This is a genomic window from Streptomyces sp. 2-1 (genome assembly GCF_048564895.1).
In the GTDB taxonomy this organism is placed as follows: domain Bacteria; phylum Actinomycetota; class Actinomycetes; order Streptomycetales; family Streptomycetaceae; genus Streptomyces; species Streptomyces phaeochromogenes.
Map to the genome: position 1 here is coordinate 7,881,595 of NZ_CP183383.1, position 26,557 is coordinate 7,908,151.

The following is a 26,557-nucleotide window of genomic DNA, read 5'->3' on the forward strand; positions in this document are numbered from 1 at the left end:
GGGCCGGTCGCGCAGTTCCCCGCGCCCCTAAAGGGGCACGGAGTGCCCCTTACGAGGCATGGTGGGACGCCCCTGTCCTGTTGTGGAGGCGTTGCGGCAACAATGGGGGGATGAGCGACAGTCCAGCCCCCCTCGCCGATCCGCATCTCGTCTTCGATCCTGTGGACGGAGTCCGGGATGTGGTGATCCTCGGATCCACCGGGTCGATCGGGACCCAGGCCATCGATCTTGTGCTGCGCAATCCCGACAGGTTCCGGGTCACCGGGCTCTCCGCCGCGGGCGGGCGGGTCGGACTGCTCGCCGAGCAGGCGCACCGGCTCCGCGTCCGGACGGTCGCCGTCGCGCGCGAGGACGTCGTACCGGCGCTGCGCGAGGCCCTGTCCGCGCAGTACGGAGCGGGGGAGACCCTCCCCGAGATCCTCGTGGGGGCGGACGCCGCGACCCACCTCGCCGCCTCCGACTGCCACACCGTCCTGAACGGCATCACCGGCTCGATCGGCCTCGCCCCGACCCTCGCCGCCCTGGAGGCGGGCCGCACCCTCGCGCTCGCCAACAAGGAGTCGCTCATCGTCGGCGGCCCGCTGGTCAAGGCGCTGGCCAAGCCGGGCCAGATCATCCCGGTCGACTCCGAGCACGCCGCCCTCTTCCAGGCGCTCGCCTCCGGCACCAGGGCCGACGTACGCAAGCTCGTCGTCACCGCGTCCGGCGGCCCCTTCAGAGGACGTACGAAGGCCGAGCTGGCCGACGTCACCCCCGAGGACGCCCTCGCGCACCCCACCTGGGCCATGGGCCCCGTCATCACGATCAACTCCGCGACCCTGGTCAACAAGGGACTGGAAGTCATCGAGGCGCACCTCCTCTACGACATTCCCTTCGAGCGGATTGAGGTGGTCGTGCATCCGCAGTCGTATGTCCACTCGATGGTGGAGTTCACGGACGGATCGACGATGGCCCAGGCGACGCCCCCCGACATGCGCGGGCCGATCGCCATCGGCCTCGGCTGGCCCGAGCGGGTCCCCGACGCCGCGCCCGCCTTCGACTGGACGAAGGCGTCGAGCTGGGAGTTCTACCCGCTCGACACCGACGCGTTTCCGTCGGTGGGGCTCGCCCGGCATGTCGGGCAGCTCGCGGGCACGGCCCCGGCGGTGTTCAATGCGGCCAACGAGGAGTGCGTGGACGCGTTCCTGAACGGCTCCCTGCCGTTCAACGGGATCATGGAGACCGTGACCAAGGTCGTCGCCGAGCACGGCACGCCCCGTACGGGAACCTCGCTCACCGTCCCGGACGTCCTCGATGCGGAGACCTGGGCGCGCGCCCGGGCCCGTGAACTGACAGCCCAGACCACAGCGACAGCGACAGCCACGACAACGGCGGAGGCTCGTGCATGACGACCCTGATGATGATCCTCGGCATAGTCGTCTTCGCGATCGGCCTGCTCGTCTCGATCGCCTGGCACGAGCTGGGGCATCTCTCCACGGCCAAGCTGTTCGGCATCCGTGTGCCGCAGTACATGGTCGGCTTCGGCCCGACCATCTGGTCGCGCAAGAAGGGCGACACGGAGTACGGGGTCAAGGCGATTCCGCTCGGCGGCTACATCCGCATGATCGGGATGTTCCCGCCCGGCCCCGACGGCCGTATCGAGGCCCGCTCCACCTCGCCGTGGCGCGGCATGATCGAGGACGCCAGGGCCCAGTCCTTCGAGGAGCTCCAGCCGGGCGACGAGAAACGCCTCTTCTACACGCGCAAGCCGTGGAAGCGCGTCATCGTGATGTTCGCCGGCCCCTTCATGAACCTGATCCTGGCCGTCGCGATCTTCCTCGGCGTGATGATGACCTTCGGCATCCAGACCCAGACGACCACGGTCGGCAAGGTCTCGGACTGTGTCATCGAGCAGAGCGAGAACCGGTCGGAGTGCCAGAAGAGCGACACCGCCGCGCCCGCCAAGGCCGCCGGGCTCCAGGGCGGTGACAAGATCCTCGCGTTCAACGGCGAGAAGATCACCGACTGGTCCACCCTCCAGGCCGACATCCGCGCCAACCCCGGCAAGGACGTCACCCTCACCGTCGAGCGCGACGGCAAGCAGCTCGACCTGACCGCCCACCTGATCCGCAACCAGGTCAGCAAGACCGACGGCGACGGCGGCTACGTCGAGGGCAAGTACGTGTACGCCGGCTTCCTCGGCTTCACGCCCGCCTCCGGCATCGTCCAGCAGTCGTTCGGGCAGTCCGTGGACCGCATGGGCGACATGATGCAGAACGGCGTCGAGTCGCTCGTCGCCCTGCCGTCCAAGGTCCCCGCCCTGTGGGACGCGGCCTTCGGTGACGGCCCGCGCGAGGCGGACTCCCCGATGGGCGTGGTCGGCGCGGCCCGCGTCGGCGGCGAGGTCTTCACGCTGGACATCCCGCCGGAGAACCAGATCGCGATGATGCTGTTCCTCGTCGCGGGCTTCAACCTCTCCCTGTTCCTGTTCAACATGCTCCCGCTGCTGCCGCTCGACGGCGGGCACATCGCGGGCGCCCTGTGGGAGGCCCTGCGCCGCAACCTGGCGAAGGTGCTGCGGCGGCCGGACCCCGGTCCGTTCGACGTGGCGAAGCTCATGCCCGTCGCGTACGTGGTGGCCGGGATCTTCATCTGCTTCACGATCCTGGTACTGATCGCGGACGTGGTTAACCCGGTGAGAATCTCCTAGTCATACGGAGTTTGTGGCGGCCGGACATGATTTGTGTCCGGCCGCCCTCCATTGGGTGGTCCTGCGCAGCGGATGTGCTCCCGTCTGCGGGGGTGCCGTAATCTCGATGGCTGGAGCCCGTCAGCTTTCGGGACCGACCGTCCTTACCTTGGGGTTGCACAGCAGATGACTGCGATTTCACTCGGCATGCCGTCCGTTCCGACCAAGCTCGCCGAGCGCCGGAAGAGCCGGCAGATCCAGGTCGGAACCGTGGCGGTGGGCGGAGACGCACCCGTCTCGGTGCAGTCCATGACGACGACACGTACGTCCGACATCGGCGCCACCCTCCAGCAGATCGCCGAACTGACCGCGTCCGGCTGCCAGATCGTGCGCGTCGCGTGCCCCACACAGGACGACGCGGACGCGCTCGCGACCATCGCGCGCAAGTCGCAGCTGCCGGTCATCGCCGACATCCATTTCCAGCCGAAGTACGTGTTCGCCGCGATCAAGGCCGGCTGTGCCGCGGTCCGTGTGAACCCCGGCAACATCAAGCAGTTCGACGACCAGGTCAAGGAGATCGCGCGGGCCGCCAAGGACACCGGCACGCCGATCCGGATCGGGGTCAACGCCGGTTCGCTCGACAAGCGGCTGCTCCAGAAGTACGGCAAGGCGACGCCCGAGGCGCTCGTCGAGTCGGCGCTCTGGGAGGCCTCGCTCTTCGAGGAGCACGACTTCCGGGACATCAAGATCTCGGTCAAGCACAACGACCCGGTCGTCATGGTCAACGCCTACCGGCAGCTGGCCGCCGCCTGCGACTACCCGCTGCACCTGGGTGTCACCGAGGCCGGCCCCGCCTTCCAGGGCACGATCAAGTCCGCGGTCGCCTTCGGCGCGCTGCTCGCCGAGGGAATCGGCGACACGATCCGCGTCTCCCTCTCGGCCCCGCCGGTCGAGGAGATCAAGGTCGGCATGCAGATCCTGGAGTCGCTGAACCTCAAGCAGCGCCGCCTTGAGATCGTCTCCTGCCCGTCCTGCGGGCGCGCCCAGGTCGACGTCTACAAGCTGGCCGAGGAGGTCACCGCCGGCCTCGAGGGCATGGAGGTTCCCCTCCGCGTCGCCGTCATGGGCTGCGTCGTCAACGGCCCCGGCGAGGCCCGCGAGGCCGACCTCGGCGTCGCTTCCGGCAACGGCAAGGGCCAGATCTTCGTCAAGGGCGAGGTCATCAAGACCGTCCCCGAGTCGAAGATCGTCGAGACGTTGATCGAGGAGGCGCTGAAGATCGCCGAGCAGATGGAGGCGGACGGAATCCCCTCCGGCGAGCCTTCGGTGTCTGTGGCGGGCTGAGGCGTTTTTCGCCCCCGCCGCCCCTACCCATTCCCGTCCCTTCCTCGGGGGCTCCGCCCCCGAACCCCCGCTCCTCAAACGCCGGAGGGGCTGAAAGATTGCCTGGACTGGGCTGAAGACTCCGCGGGCTGCGCTCAAGACTTCGGGGCTGGGCTGGACTTCTATAGCCCAGTCCAGGCACATCTCAGCCCGTCCGGCGTTTGAGGACGAGCGCGGTAGCGCGATGCGGGGGTCTGGGGGCGGCAGCCCCCAGGGTTGGGACGGGAAGGGGCGGCGGGGGCGAGGAAACCCGGCCAGGACCCATCGGGCGGCGCGGCATAAATTCGCCAGGTACAGTGCGGAGATCAGCAGACCTGATGGTGAAGGCCCCGCACGTGTTGACGCAGACGACCACCAGGGTCCTCGAACCGAGCGACCTGGACGCCGCGCTCGCCGTCCTCGACCGCGAGCCGGTGGCGAACGCCTTCGTGGCCTCCCGCGTACAGGTCGCCGGCCTCGACCCCTGGCGCCTCGGCGGCGAGATGTGGGGCTGGTACGAGGACGGCATGCTGACGTCCCTCTGCTACGCGGGCGCCAACCTGGTCCCGATCTGCGCCACCCCCAGAGCCGTACGCGCCTTCGCGGACCGCGCCCGCAGGGCAGGCCGCCGCTGCTCCTCCATCGTCGGCCCCTCCGACGCCACCTCCCAGCTCTGGCGTCTCCTGGAACCGAGCTGGGGCCCGGCCCGTGAGGTCCGCCCGCACCAGCCCCTGATGGTCACCGACCGGCTCCCCACCGACATGGCCCCGGATCCGTACGTCCGTCGCATCCGCAAGGACGAGATGGAGACGATCATGCCGGCGTGCGTGGCCATGTTCACCGAGGAGGTCGGCGTCTCCCCGCTTGCGGGAGACGGCGGACTCCTCTACCAGGCCAGGGTCGCCGAACTCGTCGGCTCCGGCCGCTCGTTCGCCCGCCTCGACCACAACGGCCGGGTCGTCTTCAAGGCGGAGATCGGCGCGGCCACGACCGAGGCCTGCCAGATCCAGGGCGTCTGGGTGGCCCCCGAATACCGGGGCCAGGGCCTCGCGGCCCCCGGCATGGCAGCGGTCCTCCGCTACGCCCTCGCGGACGTCGCCCCGATCGTCAGCCTCTACGTCAACGACTACAACACAGCCGCCCGGGCCACCTACCGCAGAGTGGGCTTCCAAGAGGTCGGCGCGTTCATGAGCATCCTGTTCTGAGGGCGGGCCGAGCCACTGCCGAGGGGCGTGGGGCCGTGACATGTGCGGCTCCGCCGCGTGGGCGCAACCAGCCACATCCGCCCCGCACCAACAAGACAACCCCGCCGTCCCCGACGCACTGAAACGAATCGCCCGGGTAGTCTCCGGACATGCTGCGCTTCCCCGGTCAGGGCCCCGTCACGCCCGACGACATCGTCATCGGTCTCCTGGACCTGGCCGCCAGGATCGACGAGGCGCTGGCCGTCCAGGCCCTGGCGTTCGGACTCGGCTCGGACGAGATCGCCGTACGACGACAGATCGTGCTGCGGCACCTCGCCTACCCCGGCGCCCGCGCGCTCGGCGCGACCACCGCGGACGGACGCCTCGTCGGCTTCGTCTACGGCATGCCCAACGACAGGACGCACTGGTGGTCCACCGTCGTCGAGCCCTATCTGCGCAGCCAGGGATCCGACGGGTGGCTGGACGACTCCTTCGTGATCACCGAGCTGCACGTCCACCCGGGATTCCAGAACCAGGGCGTCGGCCGCGCCCTGATCACCACCATCACGGACAGCGCCGCCCAGCCCCGCTCGATCCTCTCCGCCATCGACACGGAGAGCCCGGCCCGCGGCCTGTACCGCTCGCTCGGATACGAGGATCTCGCCAGGCAGGTCCTCTTCCCCAGCGCCCCGAAGCCGTACGCGGTGATGGGCGCCCCGCTGCCCCTCCGCCGCCGCTGACCCGTCCTCCCCGCGCCGCCGACCGACCCCTCCGGCACCGCCGACGGATCCCTCCGGCGCCGTAAACGGATTTCCGGCGACGGCGGCCCCCCGGCTAACCTCCTAGCCATCACCCTTACGCAGCAGGAGTCGAGAACCATGGCCCAGGTCCAGCGCATGTCCCGTTTGATGGTCAAGACACTGCGTGACGACCCGGCGGACGCCGAGGTACTCAGCCACAAGCTGCTGGTACGCGCCGGATACGTACGCCGTACCGCCGCCGGCCTCTGGTCCTGGCTGCCGCTGGGCAAGAAGGTCCTGAACAACGTGGAGCGGGTCGTCCGCGAGGAGATGGACGCCATCGGCGCCCAGGAGGTCGCGCTGCCCGCCCTGCTGCCGAAGGAGCCCTACGAGGCGACCGGCCGCTGGGAGGAGTACGGCCCCGAGCTGTTCCGCCTGAACGACCGCAAGGGCGGCGACTACCTCCTCGGCCCGACCCACGAGGAGATCTTCACCCTCCTGGTCAAGGACCAGTGCTCGTCCTACAAGGACCTGCCGGTGATCCTCTACCAGATCCAGAACAAGTACCGCGACGAGGCCCGCCCGCGCGCTGGCATCCTGCGCGGCCGTGAGTTCCTGATGAAGGACTCGTACTCCTTCGACACCGAGGACGAGGGTCTGGCCAAGTCGTACGCCCTGCACCGCGAGGCGTACCAGAAGATCTTCACGCGTCTCGGCCTGGACTACCGCATCTGCGCGGCCACCGCCGGCGCCATGGGCGGCTCCAAGTCCGAGGAGTTCCTCGCCCCGGCCGCGGCCGGCGAGGACACCTTCGCCGACTGCCCCAACTGCGACTACGCGGCCAACACCGAGGCGATCACGTACGCGCTGAAGCCGGTGGACGGGTCGGCCGTGCCCGCTCTCGAGGAGATCCCGACCCCCGAGACCCCGACCATCGAGACGCTCGCCGCGTACCTGGAGGTCCCCGCCTCCGCCACCCTGAAGAACCTGCTGGTCAAGGTGGACGGCGAGATCGTGGCCATCGGCGTACCCGGCGACCGCGAGGTCGACATGGACAAGGTCGAGGCGCACTTCACCCCCTCCGCCGTCGAGCTCGTCACGGCCGAGGACTTCACGGGCCGCGACGACCTCGTACGCGGATACGTCGGTCCGCAGGGCCTGGAGAAGGTCCGCTACCTCGCCGACCCGCGCGTCGCCCCCGGCACCGCCTGGATCACCGGGGCCAACAAGGACGGCGTGCACGCGAAGAACGTCGTCGCGGGCCGTGACTTCGAGGTCGACGAGTACGTGGACGCGGTCGTCGTGCAGGACGGCGACCCCTGCCCCGCCTGTGGCACCGGCCTCACGCTGGACCGCGCCATCGAGATCGGCCACATCTTCCAGCTCGGCCGCAAGTACGCCGACGCCCTCCAGCTCGACGTGCTCGGCCAGCAGGGCAAGCCGGTCCGCGTCACCATGGGCTCGTACGGCATCGGTGTCTCCCGTGCGGTCGCGGCGCTCGCCGAGCAGCACGCGGACGAGCAGGGCCTGGTCTGGCCCGCCGAGATCGCGCCGGCCGACGTCCACGTCGTCGCCGCGGGCAAGGCACTGCAGACCGAACTGGCCCTCGACGTCTCGGAGAAGCTGAGCGCGGCGGGCGTCCGGGTGCTCGTGGACGACCGGGCGGGAGTCTCGCCGGGCGTGAAGTTCACCGACGCGGAGCTCATCGGCGTACCGAAGATCCTGGTGGCCGGCCGCCGCTCCGCCGAGGGCGTCCTGGAACTGAAGGACCGCCGGACCGGCGAGCGCGAGGAGCTGACGGTGGACGAGGCGATCGCCCGCCTGAGCAACTGACCTCGCCCGAGCAACCGACCTGGCCGAGCGACTGACCTCGCGCGGCCATCGGTTAAGAAGCCTCTCAGAGACTTCTTGCCCGGCGTATGGGCGCCGCACAGTTTTCTCTCAGGCCGCTCCCCGACCGTAGGACGTGACACAGCGTCATTCGGGAGGGGAGCAGTCATGTCTGGCAGCGAACGGGGGGCCGCCGCGGCGGTCCGCAGAGGCGCACGGCGTACGGCTGCCGCGGCAGCGGCGGTGACACTGGCGGCCGCGGCGGGCGTCTTCGCCCTCATCGGCACGATGGAGTCGACCGCGACGACGACGGCGGCCGGGACCACGGACTCGTCGCCATCGTCGTCGCCATCGACGACGTCGCAGTCGGAAGACTCTTCCTCCTCCTCTTCTTCCTCCTCCTCGTCGTCGGATTCCTCGGCCTCGGACAGTACGAGCGACTCGTCCTCGTCGCTGCAGGGCTCGTCCGACGACCTGACCTCCGCCGACGACAGCGGTACCGCCGACTCCACCTCGGGGGCGTCGTGATGACCGCCGCCGACACGTCCGTGCGTCCTACGGCCGCCGCGAACTGGCGTGCCCTCGGTACGAGCGTCCGGCTCGTCACGACGGACCCGGCGCTGCTGGACTCCTGCAACCTGCTGCTCGCCCGGCAGCTGGCCGAGGTCGACGCGGCGTGCAGCCGGTTCCGCGAGGACTCCGAGCTGGTCGCGCTCGACAGTGCCGGAGGGCGGCCGGTCAGGGTCAGCCCGCTGCTCGCGGAGGCGCTGGCGGTCGCGCTGCGGGCCGCCGCGGCGACGGACGGAGCCGTCGACCCGACGGTCGGTTCGGCGATGAACGCCATCGGCTACGACCGCGACTTCCGGCTCGTCCAGGAGGACGGGCGACCGGTGAAGCTTACCGTGCGCCCCGTCCCGGGCTGGCGCCTGATCCGCCTCGACCGCGCGACCGGTACGGTCACGGTCCCGGCCGGGGTCCGCCTCGACCTGGGCGCCACGGCCAAGGCCTGGGCGGCGGACAAGGCCGCGGTGACGCTCGCGCGGGCGGCGGGCTGCGGGGTTCTGGTGAGCCTCGGCGGTGACACGGCGGTCGCGGGCGAACCTCCGGCGGGGGGTTGGCGGATCCGGGTCCAGGACGTCACGGGGCCGGTCGACGAGACGCCTCCGCAGGGCCCGTACGCGACGGTCGGCCTGCGCGGCGGCGGGCTCGCCACCTCCGGCACGACCGCCCGCGCCTGGCGCTCGGGCCCGCACACCCTCCACCACATCCTCGACCCGAACACCGGCCTTCCGGCCGATTCGCCCTGGCGGACGGTCTCGGTCGCCGCCACGACCTGCGCCGACGCGAACGCGGCCAGCACGGCTGCCCTGGTGAAGGGCACGGGTGCGGAACGGTGGCTGTCGGGCCTGGGCCTCCCGGCCCGACTGGTGGCGAGGGACGGCACGGTGGTGACGACACCGGGCTGGCCAAGAAACGATTTCTCGCCCCCGCCGCCCCTACCCATTCCCATCCCTGACTCAGGGGCTCCGCCCCCGAACCCCCGCTCCTCAAACGCCGGAGAGGCTGGATTTTCGTGGCCCGGGCCGACACCTTCAGCCCGTCCGGCGTTTGAGGACGAGGCCGTTCAGGCCGATCTCCCACCCACCCCGGTCAACCCACCCACCCCGCAAGCCCCCGCCCACCCAGCCCGTCCGGCGTCTGAGGACAAAGGGGGGTCTGGGGGCGCAGCCCCCAGGGTTGGGACGGGAAGGGGCGGCGGGGGCGAGGAATCCCCGGCAGCGAGCAGCACGGAGACGACGCCATGACCGACGCCTCCATCCTCTGGTACGCCAACCGAGCCACCGGAGCCGTCTGCCTGGTGCTGTTCACCGTCGTGGTGCTCCTGGGCGTGGCGGTACGCCTGAGGACCCGCCTCCCAGGCCTCCCCCGCTTCGGCACGGTCTCCCTCCACCGCACGCTCTCCCTCTCCGCGACGGCCTTCCTGGCCATCCACATAGCCACGGCGGTCATAGACGGCTACGTCGACATCAGCCCCCTCGACGTCCTGATCCCGTTCGCCTCCGACTACCAGCCCCTCTGGCTGGGCCTCGGCACGGTCGCCCTGGACCTGATGCTCGCGGTCCTGGTCACCAGCCTCTTCCGCGAGAGGCTCGGCCACCGCACCTGGCGAGCGGTCCACTGGCTGGCCTACGCGTCCTGGCCGGTGGCCCTGATCCACGGCATAGGAATCGGCACGGACACGGGCACCGACTGGATGCTCTGGCTGACCGTCACCTGCGTGGCAGCGGTCCTCACCGCCTTCACGATCCGCGTAACCCAGGCCGCACGGGCCGGCCGCCGAACCCCCGCCACCCTCCTCACCGCCGAAGGGACGCGACCATGACCAGCAGCACGTTCACGGACGTCCTCATGCCCCCACGCCTCCTGGCCCCCGGCGCCGCCCCCGCCGACCGCGCCACCCACGAAACCCGCTACGGCCCCCTCACCCACACCGACCCGGCCGCCCTCCTGCGCACCCTCGCGGAGTCCGGCCTCACCGGCCGGGGCGGCGCCGCCTTCCCCACGTACCGCAAGTTCGTGTCGGTCATCGACGCGGCCCGCCGCACCGGCCGCGCCCCGGTCGTCGTCGCGAACGGCGCCGAGGGCGAACCGGCGAGCGCCAAGGACAAGACCCTGCTGAGCCTCTCACCCCATCTGGTCCTGGACGGGCTGCAGTTGGCGGCCCGGGCGACCGGAGCGGGGGAGGCGTACCTGGCCGTGGAGGACGGAGCCACCCGCCTCGAAGCGGCCCTGGCCGAACGCGACAACCCCTTCCCCGTACGCGTCGTACGCGTACCCAAACGCTTCCTGTCGGGCGAGTCCTCGGCCCTCGCCCAGCACCTCTCCGGCCACCCCGCCCTGCCCCGCCACCAGGACCCTCCGGTGCGCGAACAGGGCGTACGCAGGGCGCCCACCCTCGTCCAGAACGTAGAGACACTCGCGCACCTCGCGCTGATCGCCCGCTACGGAGCGGACTGGTTCCGCTCGGCCGGTACCCCGTCGGAGCCGGGCAGCGCCCTGTGCACGGTCCACGTGCCGGGCCGCGAGCCGCAGGTCGTGGAGGCCCCCTTCGGCATGCCCCTGCACCGGCTGCTCCCGCTGGAGGGCACCGGCGCGATCCTGCTCGGTGGCTACCACGGCACCTGGATCCCGACCGCCGAGGCGGCCCAACTCGGCCTGTCCGCAGCCACCTTGGGCGCGGGCGTCCTCGCCGCCCTCCCCACCGACCGCTGCGGCCTCGCCGAAACCGCCCGCGTCCTGCGCTATCTGGCCCTGGAATCGGCCGGCCAGTGCGGGCCCTGCCTCAACGGCCTGCCGCGTATCGCCGCCGCCTTCCGCACCTTGGCCGCCCCCGGCCCCCAGGGCACCGCCCGCGACGACGTCGCCCGCTGGGCCGGACTCGTCGAGGGCCGTGGCGCCTGCCACCACCCCGACGGCACGGTCCGCCTGGTCCGCAGCGCCCTGACTACCTTCGCCGCCGAACTCGACGCCCACGCCCGGGGTTTGTGCACCGCGACCGACCGCACGCCCCTGCTGCCCGTCCCCGAGCACCGGAGCTGACAGACATGGACCAGCTGCCCCAGCACCTCGACATCGACTGGACGTCCTGCCGAGCCCACGGCCTCTGCGCCGAACTCCTCCCCGAACACGTCACCCTCGACGAATGGGGCTACCCCCTCGTCGACGCGCGCCCCGTCCCCGCCCGCACGTTGAAACGCGCCCGCAGAGCAGCGGCGGACTGCCCAGTCCTAGCCCTCAAACTCGCGGCGGCGTGAAGGCACCAGGCCACCCACGCCACCCAGGCCGAACCGCCATCCCCCTACAACCAGCTCGCGAACTCCAGCAACAGCTCCGCGTCCTGGGACCGGCCCACCCGCCGAGCCCGTACGCCCGACTCCACGGCCCGGAACAGGGTCCAGCCCCGCACCCGCTCCTGGTCCAGATCCAGGGACTCCGCGAGGCGCTTCACCCGGCGGCGGGTGATGGCGGAGCCGGAGGGGGAGGCGATCAGGTCCTCGACCCGGTCACGGACCAGCCGGGCCAGGTCGAAGGCGCACTCGCCGACGACGGGGTCGGGCCCCACGGCCAGCCAGGGGCTGCGCTCGCCGGCCAGCACCTTGCTCTGCCGGAAGGTGCCGTGCAGGAGGCGTGCCTCGGGCGGGGCGGCCAGCAGTTCGTCGCGTACAGCGAGGGCCGCGTCGACCAGCGGCGCCGCCTCAGCGTCGGCGCCCGCGCGCATCGCCTCGGCCTGCCGTCCGGTCCGCTCGGCGACCGTCTCGAAGACCGGGCCGGCCGGTGGCTCGACCCACAGGCGGCGCAGCGCCCCGGCGGCCTCCAGCATCGACTTGGCCTCGGCCAGCGAACGCACCGACACATCGGGATGCAGCCGCTCAAGGAGCAGTACGCCCTCGGCACCGGCCGGCTCCAGGAGCCGCACCGCACCCAGGCCGTCCCAGTGCGCGAGCGCTGCCCGTTCGCTCTCCGGGCGGGCCCGGCCGGGCGCGAGTTTAAGGACGGCGGGGGTGTCGTCCGGCAGCCGCACCAGGACCACCAGGCTGCTGCGCCCGCCGGGCACCTGGACGCGCTCCACGGTCAACTCGCGTAGCGCGACGGCCTGCTGAGCCGCCTCGGGCAGCTTCTCCAGCCAGTCGTCACCGCTCGGTGCCGCCTCGCCGAGCGCCTTGACGAGACGCCGCGGCGGTTCGAAAGCCATGCGCGAGTCGTTTCCTTCCTGTACGCGTTACGACGGCGGTGCCGCCGACGCGGTGGACTGGGCCGACCGCTCCGCGAGACCAGGGAAGGGTACGCTCTCGCCCCGCCAGCGCACCGCCCGCACCGCCGCGTCCCGCAGCGCCTCGGCGGCCGACCGGCGCCGGTCGCCCTCCGCGGCACGGACCAGGTCGGAGTACACCCCGGCCACCCGGTCCTCCAGCTCGGCGGCGAGCCGCACGGCCGACTCCGCGTCCGTCACCGGGAACGGCAGCGCGTACGCGGCCGCCGCCGGCTTGGGCTTACCGCGCAGGTCGCGCACCGTACGCGCCAGCTCGTCCCGCCGGGCCCGGTGCGCGTCGTACGCCGCCCGCGCCTCGCTGCGCCGGTCCTCGCCGATCTTCCCGCCCACGACCCCGTAGCCGTACACCGCGGCGTGCTCGGCCGCGAGCGCGGCCTGCACGGCCGTCAGCTGCGCCGGGGCCTTGGCCTTCGAATCGGCCTTTCCGGCCATTCCGGAACCGCTCACTTCTCGCCCTCCGTCAGCAGATACGCGTGCACCGCACCGGCCGCCGCCACCGAGGCCAGCAGCCGCGCCAGCTCTCCCGGCACGTCCAGGAGCGCCTTCGTTCGCCGGTCCGCCAGCGTCCGCTCGGCCGCGGCGAGTTCGGCGAGGGCGTCCTTCTCCACGGCCGGCACCTCGGCGGACGGGCCGGGGGAGGGCGTCTCGGACGGATCGGCGGAAGCACTCGCCGACGCGCTCTCGGAGGCCTTCTTGCCTCCGCCGAACGCCTCCGCGTGCCGTACGACCTCCGCCCGCAGCGGTGACAGCCGCTCGGCCAGCGTGGGATGCACGGCGAGCACGGCCCCGTACCGCTCCGCGAGCCGCTCGCTGTCGAGGGCCGCACGCGCGCGTGCCCGCTCGGCGGCGGACGTGCTCCCGCCGGTGGTCCCGGAGGAGTCGGAGGAGGAACAGCCCGTCAGCAGCGCGGCGCCGACACCGGCGGCCCCGGCGAGCAGGCTCCTTCGGCGCGGCCCCGAGGGGATGCGCGACGGCAGGGTGAACGGCACGGCAGACGTCCTCGGAGGGCTCGTACGAACGGAAGGGCGGCAGGCCCGTGATCACGGTACCCGGGTAGTGCCCCCGCACCCACCAGCGGCGCCGTCCCGCCGTCGGGCGGGCCACGGTGGACGGCAACACCCCTTGGGACCGGATACCCTTTGACCTGACACGCGACCTACCCACAACAGCACACGCGGCCGAGGAGTCACCCGGATGAGCACCACCCAGAGCGAGAGGCTTCGAGAGCTCCTGGAACCGCTCGTCAGCTCGCAGGGACTCGATCTCGAGGAGATCGAGGTGGACTCGGTAGGACGCAAGCGTGTGCTGCGCGTCGTGGTCGACTCCGACGAAGGGGCCGATCTGGACGCGATCGCCGATGTGAGCCGCGCGCTCTCGGCGAAGCTCGACGAGACCGACGCGATGGGCCAGGGCGAGTACACCCTCGAAGTGGGAACCCCCGGTGCCGAGCGCGAGCTCAGGGAACACCGTCACTACGTACGCGCCACGGACCGCCTGGTGAGATTCCAGCTGACGAGCGGCGACGAACTGGTCGCCCGGATCCTGACGGTGGACGAGGACGGGATCGACCTGGAGGTGCCCGGCGTCAAGGGACGCAAGGCCACCGCCCGCAGGATCGCCTTCGAGGACATCGACAAGGCGCGCGTCCAGGTCGAGTTCAACCGCAGGACCAACGAGAACGACACAGACATGAAGGAAGAGGAGGAGGCGTAGCCGTGGACATCGACATGAGTGCCCTGCGGGGCTTGGTGCGGGAGAAGGAGATCTCCTTCGACCTGCTGGTCGAGGCGATCGAGTCGGCCCTCCTCATCGCCTACCACCGCACCGAGGGAAGCCGCCGCCACGCGCGCGTCAAGCTCGACCGGGAGACCGGCCATGTGACCGTGTGGGCGAAGGAGGACCCCGAGGACCTGGAGGAGGGGCAGGAGGCGCGCGAGTTCGACGACACCCCGTCCGACTTCGGCCGGATCGCCGCCACCACCGCCAAGCAGGTCATCCTGCAGCGCCTGCGGGACGCGGAGGACGACGCGACGCTCGGCGAGTACGCGGGCCGTGACGGCGACATCGTCACCGGTGTCGTCCAGCAGGGCCGCGACCCGAAGAACGTGCTCGTCGACATCGGCAAGCTGGAGGCCATCCTGCCGGTGCAGGAGCAGGTCCCCGGTGAGACCTACACGCACGGCCTGCGCCTGCGCTCGTACGTCGTGCGGGTGGCGAAGGGCGTACGCGGTCCCTCCGTGACCCTCTCCCGCACGCACCCGAACCTGGTGAAGAAGCTCTTCGCCCTCGAGGTGCCGGAGATCGCCGACGGTTCCGTCGAGATCGCCGCGATCGCCCGCGAGGCCGGCCACCGCACGAAGATCGCCGTCCGGTCCACCCGGTCCGGTCTGAACGCCAAGGGTGCCTGCATCGGCCCCATGGGCGGCCGCGTGCGCAACGTGATGGCCGAGCTGAACGGCGAGAAGATCGACATCGTCGACTGGTCGGACGACCCGGCGGAGATGGTGGCGAACGCGCTCTCCCCGGCCCGGGTCTCCAAGGTCGAGGTCGTCGACCTCGCGGCCCGCTCCGCGCGCGTGACGGTCCCCGACTACCAGCTGTCCCTGGCGATCGGCAAGGAAGGGCAGAACGCCCGGCTCGCCGCCCGCCTGACCGGCTGGCGCATCGACATCCGTCCGGACACCGAGCAGCCCGCCGAGAAGCAGGACTGAGCCGGGACCCGGACGGATCCGAGGCGGATCCGAAGTGGGTCCGGCGCGGGATCGGGCCGAAACAGGCCCAGGTCCGGGGCGTCAACGGCAAGATCGGGAATAGATCACGCCGTGTGACGCTTGGATTACGACAACAGCCGTTCGATTCTTGCCCCAAAGGGGTGAGGTCGGTGCGGGGAGGTAGACTTAAGAGTGTCTGGCCGGACGCATGCCCGCGCATGCCCTGAGCGCACCTGTGTGGGGTGCCGGGAGCGAGCGGCCAAGATCGATCTGCTGCGCACCGTGGCGGCCGAGGGCGAATGCGTCCCCGATCCTCGCGGTACGCTGCCCGGCCGGGGTGCGTATGTACACCCCGCCCTCGTCTGTCTCGACCTGGCGGTCCGCCGCCGGGCGTTCACGAGGGCGCTGCGTGCCCCGGGTCCGCTCGACACAAAGGCGTTGCGCCTGTACGTCGAGCAGATAGACAGTTGCTGAGCAGGCAACACCGTAAAACGTGTCGCACGGAACCCCGTGCGGCCCTGGTACCCCGCGAGTTGGAAGTAGGTCGAGATTGCGATGAGCACTCGATGAGCACGCGATGAGTACGCCCATGAAGTAGCGACGGTCCGGACGCAACCCGGACCTAAAAGGAGCGAAGTGGCTAAGGTCCGGGTATACGAACTCGCCAAGGAGTTCGGGGTGGAGAGCAAGGTCGTCATGGCCAAGCTCCAAGAACTCGGTGAATTTGTCCGTTCGGCGTCCTCGACGATCGAGGCGCCCGTAGTACGCAAGCTGACCGACGCCCTGCAGCAGGGCAACGGCGGCGGCAAGCCCGCCCCGCGCAAGGCCGCGCCCGCCAGGCCCGGCGCGCCTTCTCCGGCGCAGGGCGCCCGTCCGGGTCCGGCAGCGCCGCGCCCGCCGGCCCCGAAGCCGGCCGCCGCGGAGACGCCCGCGTCCCCGGTGACTCCGGCCGCAGGCCCGCGTCCGGGCCCCAAGCCCCCGGCGCCGAAGCCCGCTCCGGCGTCCCCGGCTCCGGCCGCGCCCGAGTTCACGGCACCCCCGGCGGCTCCCGCCGCTCCGGCGGCCTCCCCGGCCCCGGCCGCGGGTCCCCGTCCGAGCGGTGCGCGTCCCGGCGCCCCGAAGCCCGGTGTCCGTCCGGCCGGCCCCGCACAGGGCGGTCAGGGTGGTCCCGGTCAGGGCCGCGGCGAGCGCGGTGACCGTGGCGACCGTCAGGGCGCCCCGCGTCCCGGCGGCCAGGGCACGCGTCCCGGTGGTCGTCCCGCCGGTCCCCGTCCGGGCAACAACCCGTTCACCTCCGGTGGCTCCACCGGTATGGCGCGCCCGCAGGCGCCCCGTCCGGGCGGCGCACGTCCTGGCCCCGGCGGACCTGGCGGCCCCGGTGCCGGTGCCCCGGGCGGCTCGCGTCCCCAGGGCGCGGGCCAGGACCGTGGTCCCCGTCCGCAGGGTGGTCCCGGCGGCGCTCCGCGTCCCGGCGGCGGCCCCGGCGGCAACCGTCCGAGCCCGGGCGGCATGCCTCGCCCGCAGGGTGGTCCCGGTGGCGCTCCGCGTCCCGGCGGCGGCCCCGGCGGCAACCGTCCGAACCCCGGCATGATGCCGCAGCGTCCCGCTGCCGGTACTCCGCGTCCCGGCGGCGGTGGCCCCGGTGGCCGCGGTCCCGGCGGTGGCGGTCGTCCCGGCGGTGGCGGTGGCGGCGGTCGTCCCGGTGGCGGCGGCTTCGCAGGTCGTCCCGGCGGTCCCGGTGGCGGCGGTGGCGGTTTCGCAGGTCGTCCCGGTGGTCCCGGTGGCGGTGGCGGCGGTTTCGCCGGCCGTCCGGGTGGTCCCGGCGGTGGCGGCGGCGGTCGTCCCGGCTTCGGTGGCCGTCCCGGTGGTCCGGGTGGCCGTGGTGGCACGCAGGGCGCCTTCGGCCGTCCCGGCGGTCCCGCGCGTCGTGGTCGCAAGTCGAAGCGGCAGAGGCGCCAGGAGTACGAGGCCATGCAGGCCCCGTCGGTCGGCGGTGTGATGCTGCCTCGTGGCAACGGACAGTCCGTCCGTCTGTCGCGCGGTGCGTCCCTCACCGACTTCGCCGAGAAGATCAACGCCAACCCGGCGTCGCTCGTCGGCGTGATGATGAACCTCGGCGAGATGGTCACTGCCACGCAGTCCGTCTCCGACGAGACGCTGAAGCTTCTCGCGGACGAGATGAACTTCGTCCTCGAGATCGTCAGCCCCGAGGAGGAGGACCGCGAGCTGCTCGAGTCCTTCGACATCGAGTTCGGCGAGGACGAGGGTGGCGAGGAGTTCCTCGTCGCGCGTCCGCCGGTCGTGACCGTCATGGGTCACGTCGACCACGGTAAGACCCGCCTTCTCGACACCATCCGCAAGACGAACGTCGTCGCGGGCGAGGCCGGTGGCATCACCCAGCACATCGGTGCCTACCAGGTCGCGACCGAGGTCAACGGCGAAGAGCGTCGCATCACCTTCATCGACACCCCGGGTCACGAGGCGTTCACCGCCATGCGTGCCCGTGGTGCCAAGTCGACCGACATCGCGATCCTCGTGGTGGCGGCCAACGACGGTGTGATGCCCCAGACGATCGAGGCGCTGAACCACGCCAAGGCGGCCGAGGTGCCGATCGTGGTCGCGGTCAACAAGATCGACGTCGAGGGTGCCGACCCGACCAAGGTGCGCGGTCAGCTCACCGAGTTCGGTCTGGTGGCCGAGGAGTACGGCGGCGACACGATGTTCGTCGACATCTCCGCCAAGCAGGGCCTCAACATCGAGAGCCTGCTGGAGGCCGTGGTCCTCACCGCGGACGCCTCGCTCGACCTGCGGGCCAACCCGGAGCAGGACGCGCAGGGTATTGCGATCGAGTCCCACCTCGACCGTGGCCGCGGTGCCGTCTCGACGGTCCTGGTCCAGCGCGGCACGCTGCGCATCGGCGACACGATGGTGGTCGGCGACGCGTACGGCCGTGTCCGGGCGATGCTCGACGACAACGGCAACAACGTCGAGGAAGCGGGTCCGTCGACCCCCGTCCTGGTCCTGGGTCTCACCAACGTCCCGGGTGCCGGCGACAACTTCCTGGTCGTCGACGAGGACCGCACGGCGCGTCAGATCGCCGAGAAGCGCGCGGCGCGTGAGCGCAACGCCAACTTCGCCCGGCGTGGAGTCCGGTTCTCCCTGGAGAACCTGGACGAGGCGCTCAAGGCCGGTCTGGTGCAGGAACTCAACCTCATCATCAAGGGCGACGCGTCCGGTTCGGTGGAGGCTCTCGAGTCCTCGCTGCTCCAGCTCGACGTCGGCGAAGAGGTCGACATCCGCGTCCTGCACCGCGGCGTGGGTGCGGTCACCGAGTCGGACATCGACCTGGCGACCGGCTCCGACGCGATCGTCATCGGCTTCAACGTCCGCGCTGCGGGCCGCGCGGCGCAGATGGCGGAGCGCGAGGGCGTCGACGTCCGCTACTACTCGGTGATCTACCAGGCCATCGAGGAGATCGAGGCAGCCCTCAAGGGCATGCTCAAGCCGGAGTACGAAGAGGTCGAGCTCGGCACGGCGGAGATCCGCGAGGTCTTCCGCTCGTCCAAGCTGGGCAACATCGCCGGTGTGCTGGTCCGCTCCGGCGAGGTCAAGCGCAACACCAAGGCGCGGTTGCTGCGCGATGGCAAGGTCATCGCGGAGAGCCTCACCATCTCCGGTCTGCGGCGCTTCAAGGACGACGTCACCGAGATCCGCGAAGGCTTCGAGGGCGGTATCAACCTCGGAAACTTCAACGACATCAAGATCGACGACGTCATCGCGACGTACGAGATGCGCGAGAAGCCGCGGTCGTAGTCCGCGGCGGGTTGGAACCGTGTGGGGTTGGCCGACGAGGACACGTCCTCGTCGACCGGCCCCCGCGGGGTTTTCCGCCCCCGCCGCCCCTACCCGTCCCTTTCGGGGGCTCCGCCCCCGAACCCCCGCTCCTCAAACGCCGGAGGGGCTGGATTTTGTCGGCCCGGGCCGACATTTTCAGCCCGTCCGGCGTTTGAGGACGAGGCCGTTCAGGCCGATAGCGGGGGTCTGGGGGCGGCAGCCCCCAGGGGACGGGAACGGGTAGGGGCGGCGGGGGCGAAACTCCGTCGAGTGGGGACGGTGGTTCGTTGTACCGTTCTGGTGTTCCGGCGAAGAGCTTGGCCGGGCCATCTACCCCGTACCGGCGGGACATCCGGATACACATATGTACGTGGGGACTCTGTCCTTCGATCTGCTCCTCGGCGACGTACGGTCACTGAAGGAGAAACGCTCCGTCGTCCGCCCCATCGTGGCCGAACTCCAGCGGAAGTACGCGGTGAGCGCGGCCGAGGTAGACCACCTGGACCTCCACCGGAGGGCCGGCATCGGCCTCGCGGTGGTGTCGGCGGACGCCGGGCACCTGACCGACGTACTGGACCACTGCGAGCGTCTGGTCGCCGGCCGTCCCGAGGTGGAGCTGCTGTCGGTGAGACGGCGGTTCCACGGCGAAGACGACGACTGAGCGTATGCAGCGTGCGGCGACGAGGATCGGCCGTACACAGAACAGTAAGAAAGAGGGAGACGGACCAGTGGCCGACAACGCGCGGGCGAAGAAGCTGGCGGACCTCATCCGAGAGGTGGTGGCCCAGAAGCTGCAGCGCGGGATCAAGGACCCGCGGCTCGGTTCGCATGTGACCATCACGGACACCCGGGTCACCGGGGACCTCCGGGAGGCGACCGTCTTCTACACGGTGTACGGGGACGACGAGGAGCGTGCGGAGGCCGCCGCGGGCCTGGAGAGCGCCAAGGGCGTGCTCCGCTCGGCCGTGGGTGCGGCGGCCGGTGTGAAGTTCACGCCGACCCTCACCTTCGTGGCGGACGCCCTGCCGGACACCGCCAAGACCATCGAGGACCTGCTCGACAAGGCACGGGCCTCGGACGCGAAGGTGCGCGAGGTCTCGGCCGGCGCCACCTTCGCCGGTGAAGCGGACCCGTACAAGAAGCCGGGCGAGGACGACGAGACGGACGGCGACGCCGCGGAATGACGCAGAAGCAGAAGACGCCCGACGGCCTTGTCATCGTGGACAAGCCGTCGGGCTTCACTTCGCACGACGTGGTCGCCAAGATGCGCGGGATCGCGAAGACCCGCCGCGTCGGACACGCGGGCACCCTCGACCCCATGGCGACGGGCGTGCTCGTCCTCGGTGTCGAGAAGGCGACCAAGCTCCTCGGACACCTCGCGCTGACCGAGAAGGAGTACCTCGGCACGATCCGGCTCGGGCAGAACACCCTGACCGACGACGCCGAGGGTGACATCACCTCGTCCACGGACGCCTCCAAGGTGGTCCGGGACGCGGTCGACGCCGGTATCGCCAAGCTCAGCGGCGACATCATGCAGGTGCCGTCCAAGGTCAGCGCCATCAAGATCAACGGCGTGCGCTCGTACAAGCGGGCACGCGACGGCGAGGACTTCGAGATCCCGGCCCGTCCGGTACGGATCTCCTCGTTCGCCGTGTACGACATCCGGGACGCGGTCGCCGAGGACGGTACGCCCGTCCTCGACCTGGTCGTCTCGGTCGTCTGCTCGTCCGGCACGTACATCCGCGCGCTCGCCCGCGACCTGGGCGCGGACCTGGGCGTAGGCGGCCATCTCACCGCGCTCCGCCGCACCCGCGTCGGCCCGTACAAGCTCGACTCCGCCCGCACCCTCGACCAGCTCCAGGAGGAGCTGACCGTGATGCCGATGGCGGAGGCCGCCGAGGCCGCGTTCCCCCGCTGGAACGTGGACGCCAAGCGCGGGCAGCTGCTGACGAACGGTGTGCGGCTGGAGATGCCCGAGGAGTACGCCGGGGCCGGGGCCGTCGGAGTGTTCGATCCCGAGGGGCGGTTCCTGGCACTGGTGGAGGAGCAGAAGGGCAAGGCGAAGAGCCTGGCGGTGTTCGGCTGACCTGTGTGGGTCGCCGGCCGCCGGTCGCTGGTCGGTCGGCCCGCTCGGTCGGGTCGGCCGGGTTCGTCGTGGAGCGGCGTTCACGGGGATTCCTGTGTGCGCCGCTCCACTGTCCCCCCTCGGTTCCCCCACCCAAGGGTGTATCCATCCGACCTCGTGTATTCACCCGTCCGGGCAGGCGCTCGGAGTGAACCGGGGGAGCGGAAGGGGGCTCGTTCGGCTCGCGATCTGTCGCACCCGATCACCTCGCGCCTACCGTCGGAGACGAGGCGTCGGTGGCACGGTGCGACGCGCGCGGCGGGGAGGTTCGAGCATGGCGGGACGGGGCCCGCGGACCGGGGGCCGTCATCAGTTGCCGGACGCTGCCCGGCACGCACCCGAGGCGGCGCAGGCACCCGAGTCGTCGTACGCGGCTGAGGCCGCGTACGACGCCGACGCAGCGCACTCGGTCGAAGCGGCGGACGTGGTCGAGGCCGCGGACCGGGCCCTGGTACGGATCAGTGATCTGGCCGGACGGCCGCGCGGCACCGGGTTCGTCGCCGACCACCGGGGCACGGTGATCACCAGCCACGAGGCGGTCGACGGCCTCGCCCGCCTCGTCCTGCACGCCCCGGGTGACCGCACCTGCCTGGTTCCGGCGGACTCCGTCACCCTCCTGCCGTCCCTGAACCTCGCCCTGATCCACATGGACGGTCCCGGCACGGACGGCCTCGGCCTCGCCCCCCTCCCGATCACCGTCCGGGACTCCGTGGAGAGCGGTACGTACGTCCGTATCGCCGCGGGCGGCTGGCGCGAGGCCCGGGTGCTGGGTGCCACGTCCGCCGTGACGTACACGGCGACCGACCGTTTCCATCTCCTTGACGACGCCCTGGAGTTGGCGATCGGCACGGCGGGAAGCGATGCGCTGCGGCTCGGGGGCGGGGCGGCCGGGGGACCGGTGGTCGACGCGGCCACCGGCGCGGTCGTCGCCGTTCTGGGAACGGCACTTCACTCCGGGCGACGGGTGGGAGGCTTCGCCGTGCCGTTGTCCGCGGGGCGGACGGCCTCCGGCTCCGGCGCCGCCCCCGGCTCTGGTTCTGGCTCCGGCGATGCGCTCGCCGAGTTGCTGGCCCGCAACGCGGCGACAGTCCCCGCGTACGGGGACGACCTCAACCTGGCGGGCGTGCTGGAGCTGGCCGCCACCGTCGAGGCGCCGCCGGGCTCCGGTGGGGTCGATCCCGTCGAACGAGTCGATGCGGTACGGGAGTTGAGGGCCTTCGGCGAGAGCCCGTACGCCGTTCTGGGGCTCGTCGGGGCTCCGGGCAGCGGCCGTACGACGGAACTGGCGGCCCTCTCCGCCCGGCGCGACCAGGGCGCTGAACCGGCTCCGACGCTGTGGCTGCGGGGAGCCGACCTGCTGGACGCCGACTCGTCGGTGGCCGACGCGGCGAGGAGGGCGCTGGAGCGGGCGGGGCGGATTGTGGCGGCCTCGGCTTCGGACCCGGCTCCCGCATCGACTTCGACCTCGGCCCCCAGTCGTGCGGTGGAGGCCGGAGGAGTCGGCGCCTGGACGCCCTCGCCGGAGCCGGGCCCCTCCGACAGCGGACTCGGTGACATCGGTCCCGAGCGGCTGGCCCGTCTCGCCCGGGACGCCGGACGTCCCCTCCTGCTCCTCCTCGACAGCCCCGAGGAGATGCCGCCCGCTCTCGCGCACCGGCTGTCCGAGTGGACCGGGGGCACCGCCGAGTGGCTGCGGGCGCACGGGGCACGTCTCGTCGTGGCCTGCCGGGCCGAGTACTGGGAGCGGGCGGGGGCGGAGTTCCCGCGCGAGCTGCTGTACGGGTCCGAGCGGGGCGGCGACGAGGCCCCCGGCGGGCTGCCCGCCTGTGTACGCCTCGGGGATCTGGACGAGGGCGAGGCACGGCGGGCCAGGGCGCGGTACGGGGTGCCGGAGGGAGCCTTGGACGGCCCCGACGCTCGCCATCCGCTGATGCTGCGGCTGCTGTCGGAGGTACGGGCCGCGATGTCGCTGCCCGGCGCCTCGGACGAGCAGGACGAGCCGGTCGGGCCGGTCGAGCGGGACGAGTCGGTCGAGCCTGTCGGGCGGGACGAGGTCTTCGCCGCGTATCTCGATCTGATGTGTCTGCGGGTGGCCGTACGGCTCGCGGCGGCGAACGGGCTGCGCGGCACGGCCGTACGGCGGCTCGCGGCCAGGGTCTCCGGGCAGGTGCACGCGGCAGCGCGGCGCTGTCTGGGGCCTGGGCAGGGGGAGTTGGACCGGGCGGCGTTCGAGTCCGTGTTCCCGTGGGGGCCGGTGCCCGACCGACGGCTCGGCGGCTGTACCGGGTGGGCCTCCGCGGTCCTCACGGAGGGCCTCCTCGTGCCCGCCGGAGACGGCTACCGCTTCGCCCATGAGGAGCTGGCCGACTGGATCCAGGGCATGCACCTCGACCTCGACACGGCACTCCGGGCGCTGGTGCACCACCGGGGCGCCGAGCATCGGGATGAGCCGGGGGCCGAGGGCGGGCCCGAGTCCCCGTACGGGCCCGAGCCTCCTCCCGTACCCCGTCACCGCATCGGCCCCGTCCTCCACGCCCTGCTCCTCCTGCCGCGTCAACAAGGGGACGCCGATCTCACCCTCCGGCTGCGTGAACTGCTTCGCGCGGTGGACGAACTGGAGGCGACGGACGCCGGGTCCTGGTGGGCCACCCGCCTCCTCAGTGGCGTACTGCTCCGGGTGCCCGACGCGACCCCGTACGTCGGAGTGCTGCGGCACCTCGCCGAGCGGGTGGTGACGTGGCGGGCCGAAGGGCGGGCCGTGCCGGAGGAGTTCGGGCCCGTCTTCTGGACCCGGCTGCGGCTGCCGGAGGCGCACCGCTTCGATCTGCTGAGGCGGCTCGTCGTCGCGGACGAGGCACCGCCGGCCACCGAACTCCGTTACCTGGACGCTGTGTCCGGGCTGCTCGCCGCCGACCCGGCCGCCGCTCAGCCCCACCTGACCCACTGGTTCGACGACGAGCGTCCGCTGCCCGCGACCCCCGACGCCACCGTCGCGACCGCCGCCCAGGCCCTGCTCCACACCCATCGGCGCCGCGCCCTGGACGACCTCACGGAGGCCCTGGCCGAGAGTGCACACCCGCGCGCCGACGAGCTCCTGGCCGTTCTCGCGGAGGAGGAACCGTCCGCGGTGTGCCGGGCGGTCGACCGCTGGACGCACGATGAGCGGCCGGCCCGCCGGACGGCGGCGATGACCCACGGACTGCGGGCCGCGCCGCACGTGCGCACCGAGGCCGACCGCGAGCTGCTGCGCTACGCCGCGCTCTTCCTGCTCGCCCGCCCCGGCGACTGCACCCTGCACGGGGCCGCGCTTGCGCTCCTCGTCCGCGATCCGCACACCCGGGCCCGCCATCTGCCGGGGGCCCTCGCGCGCTTCAGGGCGGGCGACCCGCGCCTGCCCGCGAGCGCGCTGGTGGCGGCGCTGGCGACGCATCCGGAACCGGTCCTCGCCGCGTTCGGCGACCGGCTGCGCGAGCCGGACACCGGCGAGGCGCTGCGCACGCTCGCCGAGGTCACCACACCCGCGCTGGCCCGCCGCGTCGCCGTGCTCGTACGGGATGTCGTGGAGCGGCGTCCGGAAGCGGTCGCGCATGTGGCGGCGTACGTCGACCGGCGGCTCGAGCACGGTCCCGCGGCCCGTTCCGTGCTGTATCCCCTGGTCACCGGGCTGCTCGACGGGGGCAGGCCGCAGTTGCGGGCCGCGCTCGCCGAGGTGTTCGCGGCACCCGGCACGCCCGCGGCCCACCCCCTGCGCCGCGAGTTCCTGGACCTGCTGCTGACACGCGAGCACGACCCGGTGGTCCTGGACGCGCTCGTACGGGCCGCCGCGGAGGGTGCGGCCCTCAACGAGTCTCTCAGCGCGTCTCTCAGCGTGTCCCTCAGCGCGGTCCGCGGTGTGTCCCGCAGCGGTGAGGAGCACATCCGCGCGCTGGTCCACAGCGCCGGCCTCCTGCTCGTCCGCACCCCGGACGGTGCCACCGTCTTCGACCGGGCCCTGCTCGACCAGAGCCGCCGGATTCCCTGCTTCGCCGCCCTGGTCGCCGGCTGGCTCACCGACGCTCCCGAGGACTGGTCCACCCTGGTCGGACCCAGCACACGGCGCATGATCGAGAACCTGACGGGGGCCGGCGTTCCGGTGTGACCGCGCGCCCTCCGCGGCCGTCACGTGCCCCCTGTCACAGCGCCCCATGCCGATGCGGGCCGAGCGGACCCGGCATGGCACTCTTAGAGCTGCGTAATGAGGCAGACACGGACACGGGTTCGACGAGGAGCGGTCACAGTGCAGCGCTGGCGTGGCTTGGAGGACATCCCCCAGGACTGGGGGCGCAGCGTCGTCACCATCGGCTCGTACGACGGGGTCCACCGCGGGCATCAGCTGATCATCACGCATGCCGTGGAACGGGCGCGTGAGCTGGGCGTCCCGTCAGTGGTCGTCACCTTCGACCCGCACCCGAGCGAGGTCGTGCGCCCCGGCAGCCACCCGCCGCTGCTCGCTCCGCACCACCGCCGCGCCGAGCTGATGGCCGAGCTGGGCGTCGACGCGCTGCTCATCCTGCCCTTCACCACCGAGTTCTCGAAGCTGTCGCCCGCCGACTTCGTGGTGAAGGTCCTGGTCGACAAGCTGCACGCCAAGGCCGTCGTCGAGGGCCCCAACTTCCGCTTCGGCCACAAGGCCGCGGGCAACGTCGCCTTCCTCGCCGAGCAGGGCAAGACGTACGACTTCGAGGTAGAGGTGGTGGATCTCTACGTGACCGGTGAAGCCGGGGGCGGCGAGCCCTTCTCCTCCACGATGACCCGGCGACTCGTCGCCGAGGGCGATGTCGAAGGGGCGCGCGAGATCCTCGGCCGCCCGCACCGCGTCGAGGGCATCGTCGTGCGCGGTGCCCAGCGCGGGCGCGAGCTCGGCTTCCCCACCGCCAACGTCGAGACACTCCCGCACACCGCGATCCCCGCCGACGGCGTCTACGCCGGGTGGCTGCACGCGCAGGGCGAGGCGATGCCCGCGGCGATCTCCGTCGGTACGAATCCGCAGTTCGACGGGACCGAGCGGACGGTGGAGGCTTACGCCATCGATCGGGTGGGGCTCGATCTGTACGGTTTGCACGTGGCCGTGGATTTTCTTGCCTTCGTGCGGGGGCAGGCGAAGTTCGAGTCCATCGAGGCGCTGCTTGAAGCGATTTCTGACGACGTCAAGAGGTCGCGGGAGTTGATCGAGGCGTATGACGGTGGGCGGTAGATTTCGGGTGCGGGTTGGCTGCCGCTGGGTGCGCAGTTC

At 71.7% G+C, this 26,557-nt stretch carries 23 protein-coding genes; 20 read left to right on the forward strand and 3 right to left on the reverse strand.

Annotated elements, in window-relative coordinates; all coding sequences use genetic code 11:
* The first annotated feature begins 110 nt into the window (after positions 1 to 110).
* From dxr to ACN20J_RS34795, 11 genes are all read left to right on the forward strand, one after another.
* Positions 111 to 1,388, forward strand: coding sequence for a 1-deoxy-D-xylulose-5-phosphate reductoisomerase (gene dxr, locus ACN20J_RS34745; RefSeq protein WP_190232449.1), 1,278 nt, complete (start codon positions 111 to 113; stop codon positions 1,386 to 1,388).
* Positions 1,385 to 2,689 (forward strand): M50 family metallopeptidase, encoded by a 1,305-nt coding sequence (locus ACN20J_RS34750; protein ID WP_189845193.1) that lies wholly within the window; start codon positions 1,385 to 1,387, stop codon positions 2,687 to 2,689. The genes dxr and ACN20J_RS34750 overlap by 4 nt, the downstream gene beginning before the upstream one ends.
* 165 nt (positions 2,690 to 2,854) lie before the next feature.
* Positions 2,855 to 4,012, forward strand: a complete 1,158-nt coding sequence (gene ispG / locus ACN20J_RS34755; protein ID WP_055616509.1) for a flavodoxin-dependent (E)-4-hydroxy-3-methylbut-2-enyl-diphosphate synthase — start codon at positions 2,855 to 2,857, stop codon at positions 4,010 to 4,012.
* Positions 4,013 to 4,386: 374 nt separating this feature from the next.
* Positions 4,387 to 5,235, forward strand: coding sequence for a GNAT family N-acetyltransferase (locus ACN20J_RS34760; RefSeq protein ID WP_190232450.1), 849 nt, complete (start codon positions 4,387 to 4,389; stop codon positions 5,233 to 5,235).
* A gap of 149 nt (positions 5,236 to 5,384) precedes the next feature.
* Positions 5,385 to 5,954 carry a GNAT family N-acetyltransferase gene (locus ACN20J_RS34765; protein ID WP_189845196.1) on the forward strand — a complete coding sequence of 190 codons (570 nt, stop codon included), beginning with the start codon at positions 5,385 to 5,387 and terminating at the stop codon, positions 5,952 to 5,954.
* 138 nt (positions 5,955 to 6,092) lie between these two features.
* Positions 6,093 to 7,787: a proline--tRNA ligase gene (locus ACN20J_RS34770; protein WP_189845197.1), complete on the forward strand. Its 1,695-nt coding sequence runs from the start codon at positions 6,093 to 6,095 to the stop codon at positions 7,785 to 7,787.
* Between the two features lie 165 nt (positions 7,788 to 7,952).
* Positions 7,953 to 8,312 (forward strand): hypothetical protein, encoded by a 360-nt coding sequence (locus tag ACN20J_RS34775; protein ID WP_189845198.1) that lies wholly within the window; start codon positions 7,953 to 7,955, stop codon positions 8,310 to 8,312.
* On the forward strand, positions 8,312 to 9,589 hold the full coding sequence (locus ACN20J_RS34780) for an FAD:protein FMN transferase (protein WP_419667535.1): 1,278 nt from the start codon (positions 8,312 to 8,314) through the stop codon (positions 9,587 to 9,589). The genes ACN20J_RS34775 and ACN20J_RS34780 overlap by 1 nt, the downstream gene beginning before the upstream one ends.
* A complete protein-coding gene (locus ACN20J_RS34785) occupies positions 9,586 to 10,167 on the forward strand; it encodes a ferric reductase-like transmembrane domain-containing protein (RefSeq protein ID WP_419667536.1) in 582 nt (193 codons plus the stop codon). The genes ACN20J_RS34780 and ACN20J_RS34785 overlap by 4 nt, the downstream gene beginning before the upstream one ends.
* On the forward strand, positions 10,164 to 11,384 hold the full coding sequence (locus ACN20J_RS34790) for an NADH-ubiquinone oxidoreductase-F iron-sulfur binding region domain-containing protein (RefSeq protein ID WP_419667537.1): 1,221 nt from the start codon (positions 10,164 to 10,166) through the stop codon (positions 11,382 to 11,384). The genes ACN20J_RS34785 and ACN20J_RS34790 overlap by 4 nt, the downstream gene beginning before the upstream one ends.
* 5 nt (positions 11,385 to 11,389) lie before the next feature.
* Positions 11,390 to 11,599 carry a ferredoxin gene (locus tag ACN20J_RS34795; protein ID WP_055614790.1) on the forward strand — a complete coding sequence of 70 codons (210 nt, stop codon included), beginning with the start codon at positions 11,390 to 11,392 and terminating at the stop codon, positions 11,597 to 11,599.
* Between the two features lie 44 nt (positions 11,600 to 11,643).
* Here ACN20J_RS34795 and ACN20J_RS34800 read toward each other — a convergent pair whose 3' ends face one another.
* From ACN20J_RS34800 to ACN20J_RS34810, 3 genes are read right to left on the reverse strand one after another with little or no spacing between them, the layout of a single operon-like run.
* Positions 11,644 to 12,537, reverse strand: a complete 894-nt coding sequence (locus tag ACN20J_RS34800) for an aminoglycoside phosphotransferase family protein (protein WP_190232454.1) — start codon at positions 12,535 to 12,537, stop codon at positions 11,644 to 11,646.
* A 27-nt stretch (positions 12,538 to 12,564) separates the two neighbouring features.
* The gene (locus ACN20J_RS34805) at positions 12,565 to 13,047 is read right to left on the reverse strand and encodes a ferritin-like domain-containing protein (RefSeq protein ID WP_419669012.1); all 483 of its coding nucleotides are present in this window, start codon (positions 13,045 to 13,047) and stop codon (positions 12,565 to 12,567) included.
* 11 nt (positions 13,048 to 13,058) lie between these two features.
* The gene (locus ACN20J_RS34810) at positions 13,059 to 13,604 is read right to left on the reverse strand and encodes a hypothetical protein (RefSeq protein ID WP_189845202.1); all 546 of its coding nucleotides are present in this window, start codon (positions 13,602 to 13,604) and stop codon (positions 13,059 to 13,061) included.
* Positions 13,605 to 13,809: 205 nt separating this feature from the next.
* Between ACN20J_RS34810 and rimP the strand changes: the two genes are divergently transcribed.
* The 9 genes from rimP to ACN20J_RS34855 all read left to right on the forward strand — a co-directional run bounded on the left by rimP (position 13,810) and on the right by ACN20J_RS34855 (position 26,518).
* Positions 13,810 to 14,328, forward strand: coding sequence for a ribosome maturation factor RimP (gene rimP / locus ACN20J_RS34815; protein ID WP_189845203.1), 519 nt, complete (start codon positions 13,810 to 13,812; stop codon positions 14,326 to 14,328).
* Between the two features lie 2 nt (positions 14,329 to 14,330).
* Complete coding sequence (gene nusA, locus ACN20J_RS34820) at positions 14,331 to 15,326, forward strand: transcription termination factor NusA (protein ID WP_189845204.1); 996 nt, start codon at positions 14,331 to 14,333, stop codon at positions 15,324 to 15,326.
* A gap of 192 nt (positions 15,327 to 15,518) precedes the next feature.
* Positions 15,519 to 15,800, forward strand: coding sequence for a YlxR family protein (locus ACN20J_RS34825; protein ID WP_107102490.1), 282 nt, complete (start codon positions 15,519 to 15,521; stop codon positions 15,798 to 15,800).
* 162 nt (positions 15,801 to 15,962) lie between these two features.
* Complete coding sequence (gene infB, locus ACN20J_RS34830; protein ID WP_189845205.1) at positions 15,963 to 19,139, forward strand: translation initiation factor IF-2; 3,177 nt, start codon at positions 15,963 to 15,965, stop codon at positions 19,137 to 19,139.
* Positions 19,140 to 19,524: 385 nt separating this feature from the next.
* Positions 19,525 to 19,821, forward strand: coding sequence for a DUF503 domain-containing protein (locus tag ACN20J_RS34835; RefSeq protein WP_055616319.1), 297 nt, complete (start codon positions 19,525 to 19,527; stop codon positions 19,819 to 19,821).
* Positions 19,822 to 19,888: 67 nt separating this feature from the next.
* Positions 19,889 to 20,344 (forward strand): 30S ribosome-binding factor RbfA, encoded by a 456-nt coding sequence (gene rbfA, locus ACN20J_RS34840; protein ID WP_189845206.1) that lies wholly within the window; start codon positions 19,889 to 19,891, stop codon positions 20,342 to 20,344.
* A complete protein-coding gene (gene truB / locus ACN20J_RS34845; RefSeq protein WP_361904604.1) occupies positions 20,341 to 21,246 on the forward strand; it encodes a tRNA pseudouridine(55) synthase TruB in 906 nt (301 codons plus the stop codon). Before rbfA ends, truB begins: the two co-directional genes overlap by 4 nt.
* A 313-nt stretch (positions 21,247 to 21,559) precedes the next feature.
* The gene (locus ACN20J_RS34850) at positions 21,560 to 25,423 is read left to right on the forward strand and encodes a trypsin-like peptidase domain-containing protein (protein ID WP_419667538.1); all 3,864 of its coding nucleotides are present in this window, start codon (positions 21,560 to 21,562) and stop codon (positions 25,421 to 25,423) included.
* A gap of 138 nt (positions 25,424 to 25,561) precedes the next feature.
* Positions 25,562 to 26,518 carry a bifunctional riboflavin kinase/FAD synthetase gene (locus tag ACN20J_RS34855; protein WP_189845208.1) on the forward strand — a complete coding sequence of 319 codons (957 nt, stop codon included), beginning with the start codon at positions 25,562 to 25,564 and terminating at the stop codon, positions 26,516 to 26,518.
* Positions 26,519 to 26,557: the final 39 nt, after the last annotated feature.